A 16,586-nucleotide genomic window follows, 5' to 3' on the forward strand; every position below is an offset into this window, starting at 1 on the left:
TTAGAATAAACGCGACAGAACGGAACTACCTCAGTTGTAATAAAATAACTATTTTATTACAACTGAGATAGTGAATATACTACTTACAAAAATATCTAGTCTATAAAATATTATAAGCTAAACTTTATACTTCCAGATAATTTATGTTCTCTTGCTTTATTTTTTGTCTTATCTACTCTACACTCTTTTACTAGACTATATCCGCCAGAAAGCGTGAAATACTTGTTGACTGCATAGGCAACTTTCGGAATTAGATTCCACTGAGCCCGAAAGGCTTCAACAGGCTTTTGTGCATCTTCTACCGTTTCCAGATAAGATCCTCTTATAGATAATGTCCATTTAGGTGTTGCACAGTACTCTAAAGTAGCCCCAAGACCCCATGCATTTATAGAGGACAATGCATTGTTTTCCTTATCTATATAGTAGGCCGCACACATCTCTTTGCGTTCTTCATCTTTTTGAATAGCTGAAAGTCCTGATACGTAATCACCCAAACCATGCACATAAATACCTTGCGCTGTAGCTGTAAATTTTTTAGGTACCACTTGATACTGCATGCCTAAATTCCCACCGTAGGTAGCGTAATAAATACGCTGCAATTTTTTTTCTTCAGAATTAGTACTATGTGTATAGTCTGTACAACGGAGTAAGCCACTTAAGCTAGTATTACAGCGATCCGTAACAACGCTTAAATTAAAGCCACTAGCTGGTATACTATTCTTAACTTTGAAAGGAAGTTTCTTATCTTTTAAATGATCTAGTTGAATACTTTGATTCTTTGTATCTTCCTCTTTATCACCTTTTTTTTCCAATGCTGACTTGTTTTTATCAAACAATCCTACTTGTAGCGCAACAGGCCTTTCAATAGCACAACCCATCCGGAACCAATCAAAAGTATACTCATACTTTAGTTGCAACACAGTTGCGTCTGTGGATATAAACCAAGCAGGATCTGCTTTTTCATAACCAAAAATACTAGAAGTATAGCCCATCGTTACCATCCTTCCAATAGTTACAGTAGAATTTTTAATGGTAAAAGTGTTTCCATCCCACTTAGCATCTATCTTTACGGTTGCATCTTTGTTACACCAAGCTTTTGGCACATCCGCATTGAATGTTAGCTGCGCACCAAGACTATTTTTAGTCGACCACGTTTGGCGTTGGTATACAAAGGCAGGGCTCATCGTAACAGTAGTGCCCAATTTTATTAAATTTTTAGAATCATCTTTTTTTTCTGCCGCTTCTTCTGCCTTTTTATCTACTTCATCTTCTTCTAATTGAAATCCACATTGATCAGCATATATAGGATGTAGGATGCTATTGGCAAAAAATAAGCCAAGTAACGCGATTTTAATTTTCATAGCAATAACATGTTCAAAATTATATAACTTATTATAGTCCTACTTAAGGCCCCCTTGTAAAAAGAGACTAAAAAGCCAGCTATCCGCCTAACCAGCGCGCTTACTGTTGTAAAAAATACTGAGCTATCAGATAACTAATTATAATAAATATTATGCTTACAAACAATATTTACAAGGAACCATTCATCTCAATCCAGCAAATTTTGTAGACCTTCCAGCTTGCTTACGCCATTTAATGGCTAATTTTTATCTTGGCATATTTTGTTTTTTGCATGTTTAGGTGGATTATACTTGGTACATCGCATAGACACGTGAGTTCGGGATTAGATTATTTTTTCATTTGATAATCAATATCAATGAAAATTTATAAAATTTGTTTTATAGACAGTTAAATAGGTAGTTGAATAACAAATAATTCTTATAATCAGTTTATTATATATATTGTATTTATAAAATTAGATATAAAAACTTGTTAAATAGGTGCAAATATTAACTAAATAATTGATATTAAATTGTTGTAAATCAGTCAAATAAATCCCGAACTCACGTTAATAGGCACCCCCCACCTTTTGCCTTGAAATGTTGCGTTTTCAGAACCAACATGTTATACGATCAGATTGGTCAAAGTTCCTCACCGTATTAAGCGCATCGTGGAATCAATTGGGCTTCTATACGTCATTGGCCTTAGTTATAAAAAAGTAATCTTGTTTTGGCCTTTGGAATAAACGCACCTGTTCCAAGCGATTACTATAAAAAACAGCTCCAGCTCCTATACTGAAATCAAATGAAAAGTTGGCCCATATACTCTGCTCAGAATGAGCGGGCTTAATAAATGTGTGCACACCCAGCAATTCTTCCAATAACGCATCTGCAGCCACGTCATTCAGCGGGTTATTATGATTGGGTGGGACTGATTCTTTTGTAGCAATGGCAGAGAAATCACTATTTATCTGGATGTTGGGTTGTTGCAAATAAGGTCTAAGGTTGACTTTGTGCCATGTTTGATTGGACAAATCGTATGTCCAAAAATTTATATAAGGGCTACCATCGACGGTTAAATCTATTGGTTTATCATTACGACAGTCACTTATAATTTTAAAAGATTTGATTTGCACCCATACTTGCCCAATAGGATCGTAAGCATACAGATCTTTTATTTTTTCATATTCATTTAGCACGATCTCGCTTTTGTTATCACCATCAGTTGGCTCTATGGGTTGTGCCATAGCCTGACTTAAAAGGGCCTCATTAGAGGCATCCTTCGTTTGATTGTTTTGGGTAGGGATGGAACCACAATGGTCTTTTTTGCTTTTTTTAGAGGAATGTCGCTTGCAAAATTCTTTTATCTTTTGTAAGATCGTCAGGGAGTTTTTACTGGTTGTATTTTTTACATTTCCTGCATAAGCGTTAGTAAATACGCAAAGAAGAAAACTAGAAATACTTATTAAGATAGGTATTTTACTATGTTTAGGTAGGTTAATGCGCCCCATAATTTTTACTGTTCATTAAGTTATACTTCCCAATATCATTGCTTGTTTATGCTTCATTCGGCTGGATGGCAATGTTGCGACAAGCAAAGAGTCCGCTTTAAGCCCCCTCTTAGTAGAGAGTAGCGCAACTTGTTACTAAAAAGGGTATTGCTTGCATGCGTTCTGACCAAGCAAAAAGCAGAGTAGATACATTTCTTTTATAGGCTATGCTTCGTAAAAGGATAGTTTTTGGGATTCCTTAGATAACCTCAGGTTGCTGTTGTACTTACGGTTAATGTAATGGTTTCTTTTCAATTATACAAGCCGTATCCGTTCAACCAATGGCCAAACTGTCTACAAACCAGAAAAAACGTCCCCTGTAAAAAACTGCGATGCGTAAGTGAACCTTCAAGGTTCTGTCGCGTTTATTCTAAAAAATGATTATTTTAGTATCGGTATTTAAAAAAGTAGTTATTATGTTTAATATTTCTCCCGAGTTATTACCATATTTTAAAGGTTATTGTTCTTCATCAGAAGTCATCCTGTTATTTGTATACATGAAGTGTCGTTTTTCCTTGAGCTATAGAGATTTGGAAGAGATGATGCGTATGAGAGGCGCAAGAGTTGATCATTCTACGCTACAGAGATGGGTTATTAAGTTTGTTCCTCTGATAGATAAAGCAGTAAGAAAAAGAAAACGACCAATTGGTAGTAGTTGGAGAATGGATGAAACCTATGTTAAACTAAACGGGAAGTGGATCTATTTATATAGAGCAGTAGATCGTTATGGTGATACAGTTGACTTTTTTCTATCTGATCATAGAGACAAGTCTTCAACGCTTTCTTTTTTTCGCAAGGCGATCACAGAAAATAATATTCCTAAGAAAGTAGTAATTGACAAAAGCGGTAGTAATAAAGCTGCCCTTGATGCGATCAATACAGATCTTGATCAAGATCATACCATTCAAATATTGCAAAACAAATATTTGAATAATAGAGTTGAACAAGATCATAGGTTTATCAAAAAACGGATAAAACCTATGCTGGGTTTTAAGAATTTTTATTCTGCTTCCATTACTATTTCAGGGATAGAAAACATTCGTATGATTCAAAAAGGACAAGTAAGAGGAGCTAAAAATCATCTTTCTACTTTTGAGAACTTTGCTATCTTAATGGCCGCATAATATCCAAAATTTGACTTAAACGAAAAACCTATACTAACGAAAATATAGACGCGACAGAACCCGTTTGGCCAATGGTGTCACCTTATCCGACACTGCCTTCTAAAGTAAGTGCTAGTAGTTTTTGTGCTTCTACAGCAAACTCCATAGGCAACTGATTGAGTACTTCCTTGCAGTAGCCATTGACAATAAGCGCAATGGCGTTCTCATGATCAATACCACGTTGATTACAATAAAAAAGTTGGTCTTCACTAATTTTAGAGGTAGTAGCTTCATGTGCAACCTGCCCAGTTGGGTTTTTTACTTCTATATAAGGGAAAGTATGGGCGCCACAATTATCTCCCATCAATAAAGAGTCGCACTGAGAAAAATTAGTGGCATATGCTGCTCCAGCCGTGAGCTTGACCAACCCTCTATAGCTATTGCTGGACTGACCAGCTGCAATACCCTTGGATACAATTCGACTCTTGGTATGTTTCCCTAAGTGAATCATTTTTGTGCCTGTATCTGCTTGCTGTTTGTTCTTAGTCACTGCTACAGAGTAAAATTCACCTACCGAATGGTCTCCCATTAAAATGCAACTAGGGTACTTCCAAGTAATAGATGAACCTGTTTCTACTTGTGTCCAGGAAATTTTAGCATGCGCGCCTGCACAAAGGCCTCGCTTGGTTACAAAATTATAGACCCCGCCCACGCCATCCTTATTGCCTGGATACCAATTTTGTACAGTAGCATATTTTACATGGGCCCCTTTTTCAGCATAAATCTCTACTACGGCGGCATGTAATTGATGTTCGTCCCGCATAGGGGCTGTGCACCCTTCTAAGTAGCTAACACAAGCATCTTCTTCTGCTACAATTAAAGTGCGTTCAAATTGACCCGTATTGGTGGCATTGATGCGAAAATAGGTGGAAAGCTCCATAGGACAATGCACACCTTTGGGAATGTAGCAAAAGGAGCCATCACTAAATACAGCAGTATTGAGGGTAGCAAAGTAATTGTCGGTCATAGGGACTACCTTACCCAAATATTTTTGAACCAAATCAGGGTACTTTTGAACGGCGTCACTAAAAGAACAGAAAATAATGCCTAGCCTGTTTAACGTATCTTTAAAGGTGGTTCCAACGGAAACACTATCCAATACTACGTCCATAGCTACGCCTGCTAGCCTTTTTTGCTCCTCTAACGAAATCCCCAAGCGCTTAAAGGTAGCCAATAATTCTGGATCCGCCTCTTCTAAACTGTTTAATTGCGCTTTTTGTTTGGGTGCTGCATAATAAATAATATTTTGGTAATCTATAGGTGAATAGGATACCTTTGCCCAGGTAGGCTCTTTTATTTTGGAGAGATGATCAAAAGCTTGTAAACGCCGTTTTAGCAACCAATCTGGTTCGTTTTTTTTCTCAGCAATCAGGCGAATGGTAGCTTCCGTTAAGCCTTTTGGAATCGCATCTACAGGAATATTGCTCTCAAAACCATATGGGTAATCAGATGAAATAATATCTCGTATGTTTTGTGCTTCCATAATTTACCAGATAAATGTTTATTAATGTGGGTTTAGGATTAGATAACTAGAAGATAGCTGCTTGAAAGTATTAATTAATATACGAAGTCACTTATGAATGTGGAAAAATACGTTGCCGATGCATTAAAAAAATTTTACCCCTTATATGGATTTATATTCTACTTCTGTAATAGAATATGTAAATATATTAAAGATTTAGTTTTAGTAACTATTTCTAATGAGATAATAATAACTTGAGTTCGGGATTAGATTATTTTTTCATTTGATAATCAATATTAATAAAAATTTATAAAATTTGTTTTATAGACAGTTAAATAGGTAGTTGAATAACAAATAATTCTGATAATCAGTTTATTATATATATTATATTTATAAAATTAGATATAAAAACTTGTTAAATAGGTGCAAATATTAACTAAATAATTGATATTAAATTGTTGTAAATCAGTCAAATAAATACCGAACTCACGTTAATAAGTTAATTGGTAATCAATTACCAAGATTTATGTACGTTTTAGTGATTTTATCATGCAAGTAGGTTCTGTCGCGTCTATAGTTTTCTTAGTATAGGTTTTTCGTTTAAGTCAAATTTTGGATATTATGCGGCCATTAAGATAGCAAAGTTCTCAAAAGTAGAAAGATGATTTTTAGCTCCTCTTACTTGTCCTTTTTGAATCATACGAATGTTTTCTATCCCTGAAATAGTAATGGAAGCAGAATAAAAATTCTTAAAACCCAGCATAGGTTTTATCCGTTTTTTGATAAACCTATGATCTTGTTCAACTCTATTATTCAAATATTTGTTTTGCAATATTTGAATGGTATGATCTTGATCAAGATCTGTATTGATCGCATCAAGGGCAGCTTTATTACTACCGCTTTTGTCAATTACTACTTTCTTAGGAATATTATTTTCTGTGATCGCCTTTCGAAAAAAAAAAAGCGTTGAAGACTTGTCTCTATGATCAGATAGAAAAAAGTCAACTGTATCACCATAACGATCTACTGCTCTATATAAATAGATCCACTTCCCGTTTAGTTTAACATAGGTTTCATCCATTCTCCAACTACTACCAACTGGTCGTTTTCTTTTTCTTACTGCTTTATCTATCAGAGGAACAAACTTAATAACCCATCTCTGTAGCGTAGAATGATCAACTCTTGCGCCTCTCATACGCATCATCTCTTCCAAATCTCTATAGCTCAAGGAAAAACGACACTTCATGTACACAAATAACAGGATGACTTCTGATGAAGAACAATAACCTTTAAAATATGGTAATAACTCGGGAGAAATATTAAACATAATAACTACTTTTTTAAATACCGATACTAAAATAATCATTTTTTAGAATAAACGCGACAGAACCAAAATTATACTACCGACCTATCATAACGGCCTCAATCCTTTTATGTGAACGCAACCAATTCTGGAATAACTACTCCTTCTGCATTTATTTCCTTGAGTAGCACCTTACAGAGTCTATTGGCTAATGCCTCTTGGTAGGGCAGTTGTACCCGAATATAATTTTCTGTAAACCCTTCCATAACGCCGTCGTCTGCTCCATATTCAAATAAAACCGTAGCGGTATGACCCAGATGTTGGCTATAAAAATGTCTTAGTTTTTTTTCCGAAAGTATGCGCAGCATTCTGGCCCGTTTTACACGTTCTTTTTGCGGTACTACATCAGCCATATGAGCGGCTTTTGTGTTAGCCCTTTCTGAGTAAGGGAATACATGTATATATGCAATAGCCAATCCATTTAAAAAGTGATAGGTTTCTAAGAAATCTTCTTCTGTTTCACCTGGAAATCCCACTAGTACATCTACACCTATGCAACAAGCGGGCATTTGTGCTTTTATGTCTGCTATACGCTCTTGGTAGCGTGCGGTTAAATAGCGACGGCGCATTAATTTTAAAATCTTGTCACTACCAGATTGTAGGGGAATATGGAAGTGTGGCACAAATCGTTTGGAAGTAGCTACAAAATCTATAATTTCCTTGTTTAGTAAATTGGGTTCAATAGAAGAGATGCGAAAACGTTCTATCCCGTCTACTGCATCTAAGGCTTGAATCAGTTCAAAAAAATTGGTTTGGCGTTTGGTATCAATAATGCCAAAATCCCCTAGGTTGACCCCAGTCAGGACAATTTCTTTTACATTTTTGCTAGCAATGGGTTGGACTTGTGCGACCACTTCTGAAATGGTGGCACTTCTGCTAGGACCTCTAGCAAGTGGTATGGTACAAAAAGAACATGCATAACTACAACCATCCTGTACTTTAAGAAAAGTTCTGGTGCGGTCTCCTATAGAATAGGCAGGGGAGAAGGTTAGCCTTTCTTTGATAGAGGTAATTTGTATGGTTGCCAACTCATCCGATTTTTTTTTATTCCAATCGGTAATCCAGTCGAGTAGTTTGAATTTTTCATGTGTTCCGAATACTGCATCCACACCTGGTATGGCCGCAATCTCTTCTGGCTTAAGTTGGGCATAGCAGCCTATCACAATTACAAAAGCTTCTGGTGCCATTTTTAGCGTTTCTCTAACAATTTTTGAACATTTATGATCTGCATTTTCCGTTACAGAGCAAGTATTCAGGACAAAAACATGCGGACGTTGTGCCAAGGTTACGGTAACAAATCCTTCTTCTGTAAACAAGCGGCCAATGGCAGAGGTCTCGGAAAAATTCAGTTTGCAGCCTAATGTATGAAAAGCAACTTTTTTCATTCGATTTCTAAAGTAAGGATTTGATATGCTACTTATATTGGTGTTAAATAACGTGAGCTCGGGATTTATTTGACTGATTTACAACAATTTAATATCAATTATTTAGTTAATATTTGCACCTATTTAACAAGTTTTTGTATCTAATTTTATAAATAAAATATATATAATAAACTGATTACCAGAATTATTTGTTATTCAACTACCTATTTAACTGTCTATAAAACAAATTTTATAAATTTTCATTAATATTGATTATCAAATTAAAAAATAATCTAATCCCGAACTCACGTTAAATAGTAAATTACAAAATGATCGTAGCTAAAATGTTGATCCAACCTATCTGGTTTAGCTTAGCAAGTAATAAGTGTATATTAAATAAGTAGGTTATTGGTCTGCTGCTGGACTTTATTTTATATAGTCGAAAAAAGAATAACTACCTACTTGCCATTATTTGTTTTGCATAAAATAGCAGAAGAATGTGTTGCATTTTCTTATACGATGTAAGAACAAGAAAATATAATTATAATACACCATGAATACAATATTAATGTGAGTTCGGGATTAGATTATTTTTTAATTTGATAATCAATATTAATGAAAATTTATAAAATTTGTTTTATAGACAGTTAAATAGGTAGTTGAATAACAAATAATTATGGTAATCAGTTTATTGTATATATTTTATTTATAAAATTAGATATAAAAACTTGTTAAATAGGTGCAAATATTAACTAAATAATTGATATTAAATTGTTGTAAATCAGTCAAATAAATCCCGAACTCACGTTATTAGACTTAGATGTCAGCAAAAAATAGCTTGATGCATCTTTTTGTAATGCAGAAAATAAACCTGTATATCATAGAGTTTGGTAATAATGATAAAGGGCATAAGTCGCTTATGGCTTATTTGGCTCAAGCGCCCGTTAAGCTTATAGTATATGAACCAGCTGGTGGATGTGAGAAAGAGACATTTTAGATCCTTTTTTTTATACATTTTTAAGCCTAAGTGTAGATTAAAAAGCTTAGGTACAACAAGCCTTTAGGCGATTAAGATGTAGGATAATGTCTACAAGCCAGTTATATTTGTGATATTTTTAATATCCAAACTATTTTTTTTACTTAAGAACAAATGACCATATTCTCCTTGCCCCAACGGTATAATTTTTTGGAACGAGAAAAATATTGGCAGCACTTTTGGGCAACAGAATCGCTATATAGCTGGGATCCCACATTGCCTCGTGCAGATACTTTTGTGGTAGATACGCCTCCTCCTAGTATTTCTGGACAGTTGCACATAGGCCATACCTGCAGCTATGCACAAGCTGATTTTATAGTCCGATTTCAACGCATGTTGGGTAAAAATATTTTTTATCCAATGGGCTTTGATGATAATGGTTTACCCACAGAGCGATTGGTAGAAAAGCAAAAAGGCGTTCGTGTGGCTGATATGGATAGAGAGGAGTTTATAAGATTATGCTGGGAAGTAGTAGTTACTGAAGAGGAAAAGTGTAGGAATCTTTTTAAGGCTATGGCCCTTTCGGTTGACTGGAGCTTGGAATATCAGACGATTAGCCCACTATCTCGTAAGCTTTCGCAGATGTCTTTTTTGGCACTTTTGGAAAAAGGTGCGGTATACCGTAGTGCGCAACCTATGTTATGGGATCCAGTAGATGGTACCGCTTTGGCACAAGCTGATATTGAAGACAAGGAGCGTGTCGCCTATATGAATGATATTCTATTTACACATGAAGCGACGCAAGCCCCTCTACCCATTGCTACGACTCGACCAGAATTGTTGCCCGCTTGTGTGGCCTTATTCTACCATCCCGATGACTTGCGCTACCAGGATCTGGCCCACACCTATGCGATTACACCTATATTTAATATAAGGGTCCCTATTTTAGCAGATGAGTTGGTTCAACCCAATAAGGGCACTGGTTTGGTGATGTGTTGCACGTTTGGAGACCCAACGGATGTAATGTGGTGGAAAAAACACCAATTGCCTACTTGTATCATCCTGAATAAACAAGGTAGGGTCACGCATACTGGTCCATTACAAGGGTTAAAGGTATCAGAAGCGCGTGAAAAAATCCTTCAAATCTTAAAAGATCAGTTGCTGTTGGTCAAGCAAACCGTCATACAGCAGTCTGTAAAATGTGCAGAACGTTCTGGTGCACCCTTAGAAATGCTTACTACCCCCCAATGGTTTGTACGAACCATGGACCATAAAGCAGCACTTTTAGCTAAAGTCAAGCAACTCAAATGGCATCCTGCTGCCATGCAGCATAGGCTAGAGGAATGGATTAATGGCATGGCTTGGGACTGGTGTATTAGCCGTCAACGTTATTTTGGTGTTCCTTTTCCGATTTGGTATTCTAAAAGATCTGGAGAAGAAGGTAAAGTTTTGGTGCCCACTATAGACCAGTTGCCTGTAAATCCACTTCAAGATCTACCCATAGGCTATACCAGCGCAGAGGTAGAACCAGACTATGATGTGATGGATACTTGGGCAACTAGTAGTATTTCTCCCCAACTTTCTTCTCATGCTATTCATAAGGACTTTAGTGTGGACTATAATAGGCATCTCAAGTTGTTTCCAATGGATTTGCGCTCACAAGCCCATGAAATTATACGAACTTGGACCTTTTATACTTTACTCAAAGCCCATTTGCATGAGGATAGTGTGCCTTGGAAAAATATAATGATCCATGGGTGGTGCCTGGCGCCAGATAAACAAAAAATGTCTAAATCTAAGGGTAATGTGCTCCTTCCAGAAAAGCTTTTACAAGCGTATGGGGCCGATGTTATCCGCTATTGGGCAGCCCATGCTCGTTTAGGTTCAGATACTTGTTATTCTGATAATGTGATGAAAAATGGGAAAAGGCTGGTTACTAAATTATGGAATGCCGGTAGGTTTATTTTAGGCCATTTGGATAAAATAGAAGGATTCAATCACCCGCTTGAGTTGCAAAAAATCACCCATACGCTAGATAAATGGCTCTTGCAATCGCTGGCAGAACTGACTGAAAAGGTCTATCTACAGTTACTAGCCTATCGGTATGCAGAGGCGTTGGAATCGGTAGAAACATTCTTTTGGTCCATTTTTTGTGATGATTATCTCGAGATTAGTAAAGCTAGGGTCTATAATGGACTTCAGCAGGATGGTCAAGGTCAGCGTAGTGCTATTTTAACGCTTTATCATACTTTCTATGGTCTATTACAGCTCTTTGCACCTATTTTGCCCCATATTACGGAAGAACTGTCTCAGGGGCTTTATCCCCATAAAGGTTCTATTCACCGAAGAGGCAATTGGCCTAAATGGGCATTACACGCTACTGTAAGTCAATCGCAACTGAACCAAGTAGTCCATCTTAGAGTAATCATTGGGTTGGTACGTAAGGCTAAAGCAGATTGTAAGCTTTCTATAAAATCGCCTATTGCATTGCTTGCCATTCGTGGTACACTTTTAGAGGAAGATTTAAGCCAAGATCTTAAAGCCGTTACTACGGCGACAAAAGTAGTATGTAATGACCTAACGTTGGATCGCATGGACCTACAAGTAGTGGGTAAGCAATGTGCAATAGGGATAGTATGGGGATAAGACATGGGGGTGCTGTTTGTTGATCCAGCAAAAAACAGCACATCAATTCCTTTTTTACCACTGACCTGAAAAATATTAGCGCAGGCGCGTAAAAAACGGTTTATGAATCGTTGGTATGTCTCATCGCGTATGGCCGCCAATAAAAAATTTGACATGCATGCAGCCTTCTGGCCATATTGCTTAAAAACAAGAAAAAACCAATTGAGATGAAAACTAAAACTTTTTACAAAAATTTATCTATTTTTAACGCACTTTCAGAAAAAAATATTTTTATAAAGCGCTTTTTTATAAAATTTGTTGGCCTGTTATCCTTACATACCTGTCATTACGAGTTTGTGTTACAATAGTCAGATCCCATGGATCAAAGAACAAATAAAAAGCCATGCGGGCATTTACCTACACATCCCATTTTGTAAGCAAGCTTGCCACTATTGTAACTTTCACTTTAGTACTAAAGTATCCTTAAAATCATTAATGATAGACAGTATGCTTAAGGAAATTGCGCTGCGTCAGGATTATTTGCAAGGTATTCCGATTACCAGCATTTATTTTGGTGGAGGTACGCCTTCCCTATTAACCCTTTCAGAAATAGAGCGGTTGCTCCATCAACTCTTACGATTTTTTCCTATAGTACCAGCGGCAGAGATTACACTAGAGGCAAATCCTGATGACATAACGCTTGAAAAATTGCAAGGATTGCACCACATGGGTGTGAATAGACTCAGCATAGGCATACAGTCCTTTCATGATAAAGTACTTCGTTATATGAATAGGGCCCATACCAGTGCCATGGCCCAAAACAGTGTAAAATGGGCACGTGTTGCTGGCTTTGATAACTTAAATCTAGACCTTATTTATGCGATTCCTGGTACTACAACGCTGGATTGGTATGCCGATTTAACACAAGCCCTATTGCTAGAACCAGAGCATATCTCTGCCTATTGTTTGACGATTAAACCCAAAACCGTATTTGGCTATTGGCATCAACAAGGCAGCATAAGTGAAATGGATGAAACCTTAACGGCAGAACAGTTTGAACTAGCAGTAGCAACTTGTAGCAAACAGGGTTATCTGCACTATGAAATTTCTAATTTTTGTAAGCCGGAAAAATACTCCAGACACAATACAAACTACTGGAAATCCGGCCTATATATAGGTATAGGACCTGGTGCACATGCCTATAATGGTCTGCAAAGGCAATGGAATATTTCCCATAATGCACTGTATATTAAAGCCATTCAAAATGGCAAGCTGCCTTATACGGAAGAAACATTAACGATGGCCAATCATGTAAATGAATATATTATGACCAGTATCAGAACCTGCTGGGGATGTGACCTGGCTTGGATTCGTGAAAAATATGCTATTGACCTTATGGTCACACAAAAGGATTATTTAGCAAAAATTATCCTATGCGGATTGGCCAATTTGATTGGCCATACACTTTATTTAACAAATAGTGGTAAATTGCTAGCTGATAAAATAGCAAGTGATCTTTTTGTGGGTGGTTAATCGCTCAATGTCCTCTGCTGCTTACTGACCTTATTGCGAAAAAGAAGGCCCCTTGTAAAAGGTTGCGATGCAAAAGTCCATATTACCGTTGAAAAGAAAAACAGTTTAGGTGAAGGTCACGAAGTCGCTTCTGTTTTTTCCGGTGTGCTTGAAGCAACTTTTTATACAGGGCTTGATTTTTGGGCTACCTTTTGATCAAGCAAAAAGTGTGATATAAATTCTTTCCAATGCGCATTTATTCTAGAATTTTAGATTACGTAAGACCTTTAAGGAAGTGCGCTTTTTATTATTTTTTTGCTATTCTTCTATCCATTTTTTTTGGAGTGGCTACCTATGGCTTGGTGATTCCTTTGCTTAAGGTGCTATTTAATCAAGAGGAATTAAACCATTTGCTATTGGCAGAACAAGTGAGGCCAAAGTGGCAGCTAGACATTGGTTATCTTACTAGCTTATTTAATTACTTTTTTATAAAAGTAATTATCCATTACGGTAAAATAAGTGCACTCTGTTTGTTGGCATTTTTATTTATGCTATCTAATACTATTAGTGGATTTTTTAGATATATAGCGGATATTACCATGGCTAAAGTCCGCATAAATCTAGTTCATAACTTACGCTTGGCACTCTTTCAAAGAAGCTTAGATCTTCCTGTTCAATATTTTACTGATAAAAAGAAAGGGGATGTAATGGCACGTATTACTGTTGATGTTCAAGAAATCGAACATGCTGTAGCTGATACGTTACGGCTATTTTTAAAGGAGCCCACTCAACTTTTTTGTTACATTGTTGTTCTATTCTACATGTCCCCAACGCTTAGTATTTTCACTTTATTATTTTTACCCATTGTGGGGTGGGCCATAGCTGCGATTATACAATCCCTCCGTAAATGGACAGATGAAACGCAAAAGTCGTTGGGAAGTTTAATGAACTTGATGGAAGAAACCATAAGTGGCATTCGTATCATCAAAATTTTTGGTGCGCAAAAATATGCTGTTGATCAGTTTGGTAAAGAAGGCAAGCTCTATGCCCATACCAATATGGTTGTAGCAAAAAAATCGTATATGATTGCGCCTATATCTGAATCGTTAAGTGTGGTAGCGGTTTCGATTATGCTTGCCTATGGTGGCCATCTGGTCCTTTTGGATCGTAGCATGCTTACGCCCAGTACTTTTATTGCTTACATCGTTATTTGTTCCCAAACCCTTATACCGATCAAAATGATTTCAAGATTTATTGGCCATATTCAGCGGGGGATAGCTGCTGGAAGACGTATTTTCGATTTATTAGATGAAAAAGCTGAGTTTAAAAATGTTTCAGGGGAGCGCATATGTACCACATTTAAGCGTGAAATAGTCTTTAAAAATGTTTCTTTTTCCTATAATAACCGCAAAGAGGTCTTACATCAAGTGAATTTTACAATTCGAAAAGGCGAAACTATAGGATTGGTTGGCGCTTCTGGCTCAGGAAAATCTACCCTTTTATCCCTTTTATCGGGCCTTTACCAACCAAATGATGGTGGCATTGAAATAGATGATCTGCCCATTTCCCAGATTAGTGCTGCATCGCTACATCGTTTAATGGGGGTGGTCACCCAGGAATCTATTTTATTTCACGATACGGTCTTTAATAATATTGTGCTGAATAGGCCAGGATTCAGCCAAGAAGAGGTTATAAAAGCTGCCCAAATAGCTTGTGCTCATCATTTTATTATGACTTTTCCCCAAGCTTATCATACCGTTATTGGAGAAAATGGCAACAAGCTCTCTGGTGGTCAAAAGCAACGTATTTGCATTGCTAGAGCGATATTAGGGAATCCACTTGTTTTGGTGTTAGATGAAGCCACCTCAGCTTTAGACACCGCTTCTGAGCGAAGCGTACAAGAAGGTCTTCAATTACTCATTAAAGGTAAAACTTCTATTGTGGTAGCCCATAGGCTAAGCACCATCTATCATGCCGATAAAATTATTGTATTGGAGCAAGGAAAAGTAGTAGAACAGGGCACCCATTCAAGTCTACTAGCAAAAGGAGGGGTCTATAAGCAATTATTTTTATTGCAACAAAGTTAGGGGTATCTGTTTAGGTCAGTGATAAAAAAGGCATTTATATCCTGCTTTTTGCTTGATCAAAAAGTAGGCAAAAAAGCTGGTTCTGTCGCGTCTATAGTTTTCTTAGTATAGGTTTTTCGTTTAAGTCAAATTTTGGATATTATGCGGCCATTAAGATAGCAAAGTTCTCAAAAGTAGAAAGATGATTTTTAGCTCCTCTTACTTGTCCTTTTTGAATCATACGAATGTTTTCTATCCCTGAAATAGTAATGGAAGCAGAATAAAAATTCTTAAAACCCAGCATAGGTTTTATCCGTTTTTTGATAAACCTATGATCTTGTTCAACTCTATTATTCAAATATTTGTTTTGCAATATTTGAATGGTATGATCTTGATCAAGATCTGTATTGATCGCATCAAGGGCAGCTTTATTACTGCCGCTTTTGTCAATTACTACTTTCTTAGGAATATTATTTTCTGTGATCGCCTTTCGAAAAAAAGAAAGCGTTGAAGACTTGTCTCTATGATCAGATAGAAAAAAGTCAACTGCATCACCATAACGATCTACTGCTCTATATAAATAGATCCACTTCCCGTTTAGTTTAACATAGGTTTCATCCATTCTCCAACTACTACCAACTGGTCGTTTTCTTTTTCTTACTGCTTTATCTATCAGAGGAACAAACTTAATAACCCATCTCTGTAGCGTAGAATGATCAACTCTTGCGCCTCTCATACGCATCATCTCTTCCAAATCTCTATAGCTCAAGGAAAAACGACACTTCATGTATACAAATAACAGGATGACTTCTGATGAAGAACAATAACCTTCAAAATATGGTAATAACTCGGGAGAAATATTAAACATAATAACTACTTTTTTAAATACCGATACTAAAATAATCATTTTTTAGAATAAGCGCGACAGAACCCTTTTTTGTTTATTTTGTTACATGGCCATACGGCTGAATGGATACAAAGATATAATGCGTGTGGTTCCGGAAGGACTCGAACCTTCAACCTACTGCTTAGAAGGCAGTTGCTCTATCCATTGAGCTACGGAACCTAAAATGTATCCGTTTATTTAGTTGGAAAAAATTGTATGCATGCTACTACCTGGCTAGGCTACGAAAAAAACGCACACTATAAGTATCTATTCAGCTAC

Annotated in this window: 12 protein-coding genes and 1 tRNA gene; 6 read left to right on the top strand and 7 right to left on the bottom strand. The window is 36.6% G+C overall.

Translation table 11 applies throughout. The annotated features are described in order from the left end of the window. Positions 1–110: 110 nt before the first annotated feature. A complete protein-coding gene (locus tag NBW36_RS00565; protein ID WP_250238405.1) occupies positions 111–1,361 on the bottom strand; it encodes a hypothetical protein in 1,251 nt (416 codons plus the stop codon). A gap of 668 nt (positions 1,362–2,029) precedes the next feature. Then, positions 2,030–2,851: a hypothetical protein gene (locus NBW36_RS00570; protein ID WP_250238407.1), complete on the bottom strand. Its 822-nt coding sequence runs from the start codon at positions 2,849–2,851 to the stop codon at positions 2,030–2,032. 455 nt (positions 2,852–3,306) lie between these two features. Between NBW36_RS00570 and NBW36_RS00575 the strand changes: the two genes are divergently transcribed. Next, positions 3,307–4,014, top strand: coding sequence for an IS6 family transposase (locus tag NBW36_RS00575; RefSeq protein WP_250239035.1), 708 nt, complete (start codon positions 3,307–3,309; stop codon positions 4,012–4,014). Between the two features lie 82 nt (positions 4,015–4,096). Here the strand turns inward: NBW36_RS00575 and sufB are convergent, their stop codons facing one another. From sufB to mtaB, 3 genes are all read right to left on the bottom strand, one after another. After that, positions 4,097–5,536 carry a Fe-S cluster assembly protein SufB gene (sufB, locus tag NBW36_RS00580; RefSeq protein WP_250238409.1) on the bottom strand — a complete coding sequence of 480 codons (1,440 nt, stop codon included), beginning with the start codon at positions 5,534–5,536 and terminating at the stop codon, positions 4,097–4,099. Positions 5,537–6,134: 598 nt separating this feature from the next. Continuing rightward, positions 6,135–6,842 (bottom strand): IS6 family transposase, encoded by a 708-nt coding sequence (locus tag NBW36_RS00585; RefSeq protein WP_250239037.1) that lies wholly within the window; start codon positions 6,840–6,842, stop codon positions 6,135–6,137. A gap of 104 nt (positions 6,843–6,946) precedes the next feature. After that, a complete protein-coding gene (gene mtaB / locus NBW36_RS00590; protein ID WP_250238411.1) occupies positions 6,947–8,263 on the bottom strand; it encodes a tRNA (N(6)-L-threonylcarbamoyladenosine(37)-C(2))-methylthiotransferase MtaB in 1,317 nt (438 codons plus the stop codon). A 799-nt stretch (positions 8,264–9,062) separates the two neighbouring features. Between mtaB and NBW36_RS00595 the strand changes: the two genes are divergently transcribed. From NBW36_RS00595 to NBW36_RS00615, 5 genes are all read left to right on the top strand, one after another. Then, the gene (locus tag NBW36_RS00595; protein ID WP_250238412.1) at positions 9,063–9,239 is read left to right on the top strand and encodes a hypothetical protein; all 177 of its coding nucleotides are present in this window, start codon (positions 9,063–9,065) and stop codon (positions 9,237–9,239) included. Positions 9,240–9,392: 153 nt separating this feature from the next. Beyond that, positions 9,393–11,864 carry a valine--tRNA ligase gene (locus tag NBW36_RS00600; protein WP_256465583.1) on the top strand — a complete coding sequence of 824 codons (2,472 nt, stop codon included), beginning with the start codon at positions 9,393–9,395 and terminating at the stop codon, positions 11,862–11,864. A 297-nt stretch (positions 11,865–12,161) separates the two neighbouring features. Beyond that, on the top strand, positions 12,162–13,376 hold the full coding sequence (hemW, locus tag NBW36_RS00605) for a radical SAM family heme chaperone HemW (RefSeq protein ID WP_250238415.1): 1,215 nt from the start codon (positions 12,162–12,164) through the stop codon (positions 13,374–13,376). A 33-nt stretch (positions 13,377–13,409) separates the two neighbouring features. Continuing rightward, positions 13,410–13,571, top strand: coding sequence for a hypothetical protein (locus tag NBW36_RS00610; protein ID WP_250238417.1), 162 nt, complete (start codon positions 13,410–13,412; stop codon positions 13,569–13,571). A 32-nt stretch (positions 13,572–13,603) separates the two neighbouring features. Then, positions 13,604–15,442 carry an ABC transporter ATP-binding protein gene (locus tag NBW36_RS00615; RefSeq protein WP_250238419.1) on the top strand — a complete coding sequence of 613 codons (1,839 nt, stop codon included), beginning with the start codon at positions 13,604–13,606 and terminating at the stop codon, positions 15,440–15,442. Between the two features lie 139 nt (positions 15,443–15,581). Here the strand turns inward: NBW36_RS00615 and NBW36_RS00620 are convergent, their stop codons facing one another. Continuing rightward, on the bottom strand, positions 15,582–16,289 hold the full coding sequence (locus NBW36_RS00620) for an IS6 family transposase (protein WP_250239039.1): 708 nt from the start codon (positions 16,287–16,289) through the stop codon (positions 15,582–15,584). Between the two features lie 125 nt (positions 16,290–16,414). After that, positions 16,415–16,487 (bottom strand) — tRNA-Arg (locus NBW36_RS00625). Between the last annotated feature and the right edge of the window lie 99 nt (positions 16,488–16,586).

Origin of the sequence: Cardinium endosymbiont of Oedothorax gibbosus (assembly GCF_936981045.1) — a bacterium.
Lineage (GTDB): Bacteria > Bacteroidota > Bacteroidia > Cytophagales > Amoebophilaceae > Cardinium.

What these genes read in the sequence shown, in the direction of transcription:
- NBW36_RS00565 (WP_250238405.1), bottom strand. Translation starts at nt 1,361, where the DNA reads ATGAAAATTAAAATCGCGTTACTTGGCTTATTTTTTGCCAATAGCATC.
- NBW36_RS00570 (WP_250238407.1), bottom strand. Translation starts at nt 2,851, where the DNA reads ATGGGGCGCATTAACCTACCTAAACATAGTAAAATACCTATCTTAATA.
- NBW36_RS00575 (WP_250239035.1), top strand. Translation starts at nt 3,307, where the DNA reads ATGTTTAATATTTCTCCCGAGTTATTACCATATTTTAAAGGTTATTGT.
- sufB (WP_250238409.1), bottom strand. Translation starts at nt 5,536, where the DNA reads ATGGAAGCACAAAACATACGAGATATTATTTCATCTGATTACCCATAT.
- NBW36_RS00585 (WP_250239037.1), bottom strand. Translation starts at nt 6,842, where the DNA reads ATGTTTAATATTTCTCCCGAGTTATTACCATATTTTAAAGGTTATTGT.
- mtaB (WP_250238411.1), bottom strand. Translation starts at nt 8,263, where the DNA reads ATGAAAAAAGTTGCTTTTCATACATTAGGCTGCAAACTGAATTTTTCC.
- NBW36_RS00595 (WP_250238412.1), top strand. Translation starts at nt 9,063, where the DNA reads ATGTCAGCAAAAAATAGCTTGATGCATCTTTTTGTAATGCAGAAAATA.
- NBW36_RS00600 (WP_256465583.1), top strand. Translation starts at nt 9,393, where the DNA reads ATGACCATATTCTCCTTGCCCCAACGGTATAATTTTTTGGAACGAGAA.
- NBW36_RS00615 (WP_250238419.1), top strand. Translation starts at nt 13,604, where the DNA reads ATGCGCATTTATTCTAGAATTTTAGATTACGTAAGACCTTTAAGGAAG.
- NBW36_RS00620 (WP_250239039.1), bottom strand. Translation starts at nt 16,289, where the DNA reads ATGTTTAATATTTCTCCCGAGTTATTACCATATTTTGAAGGTTATTGT.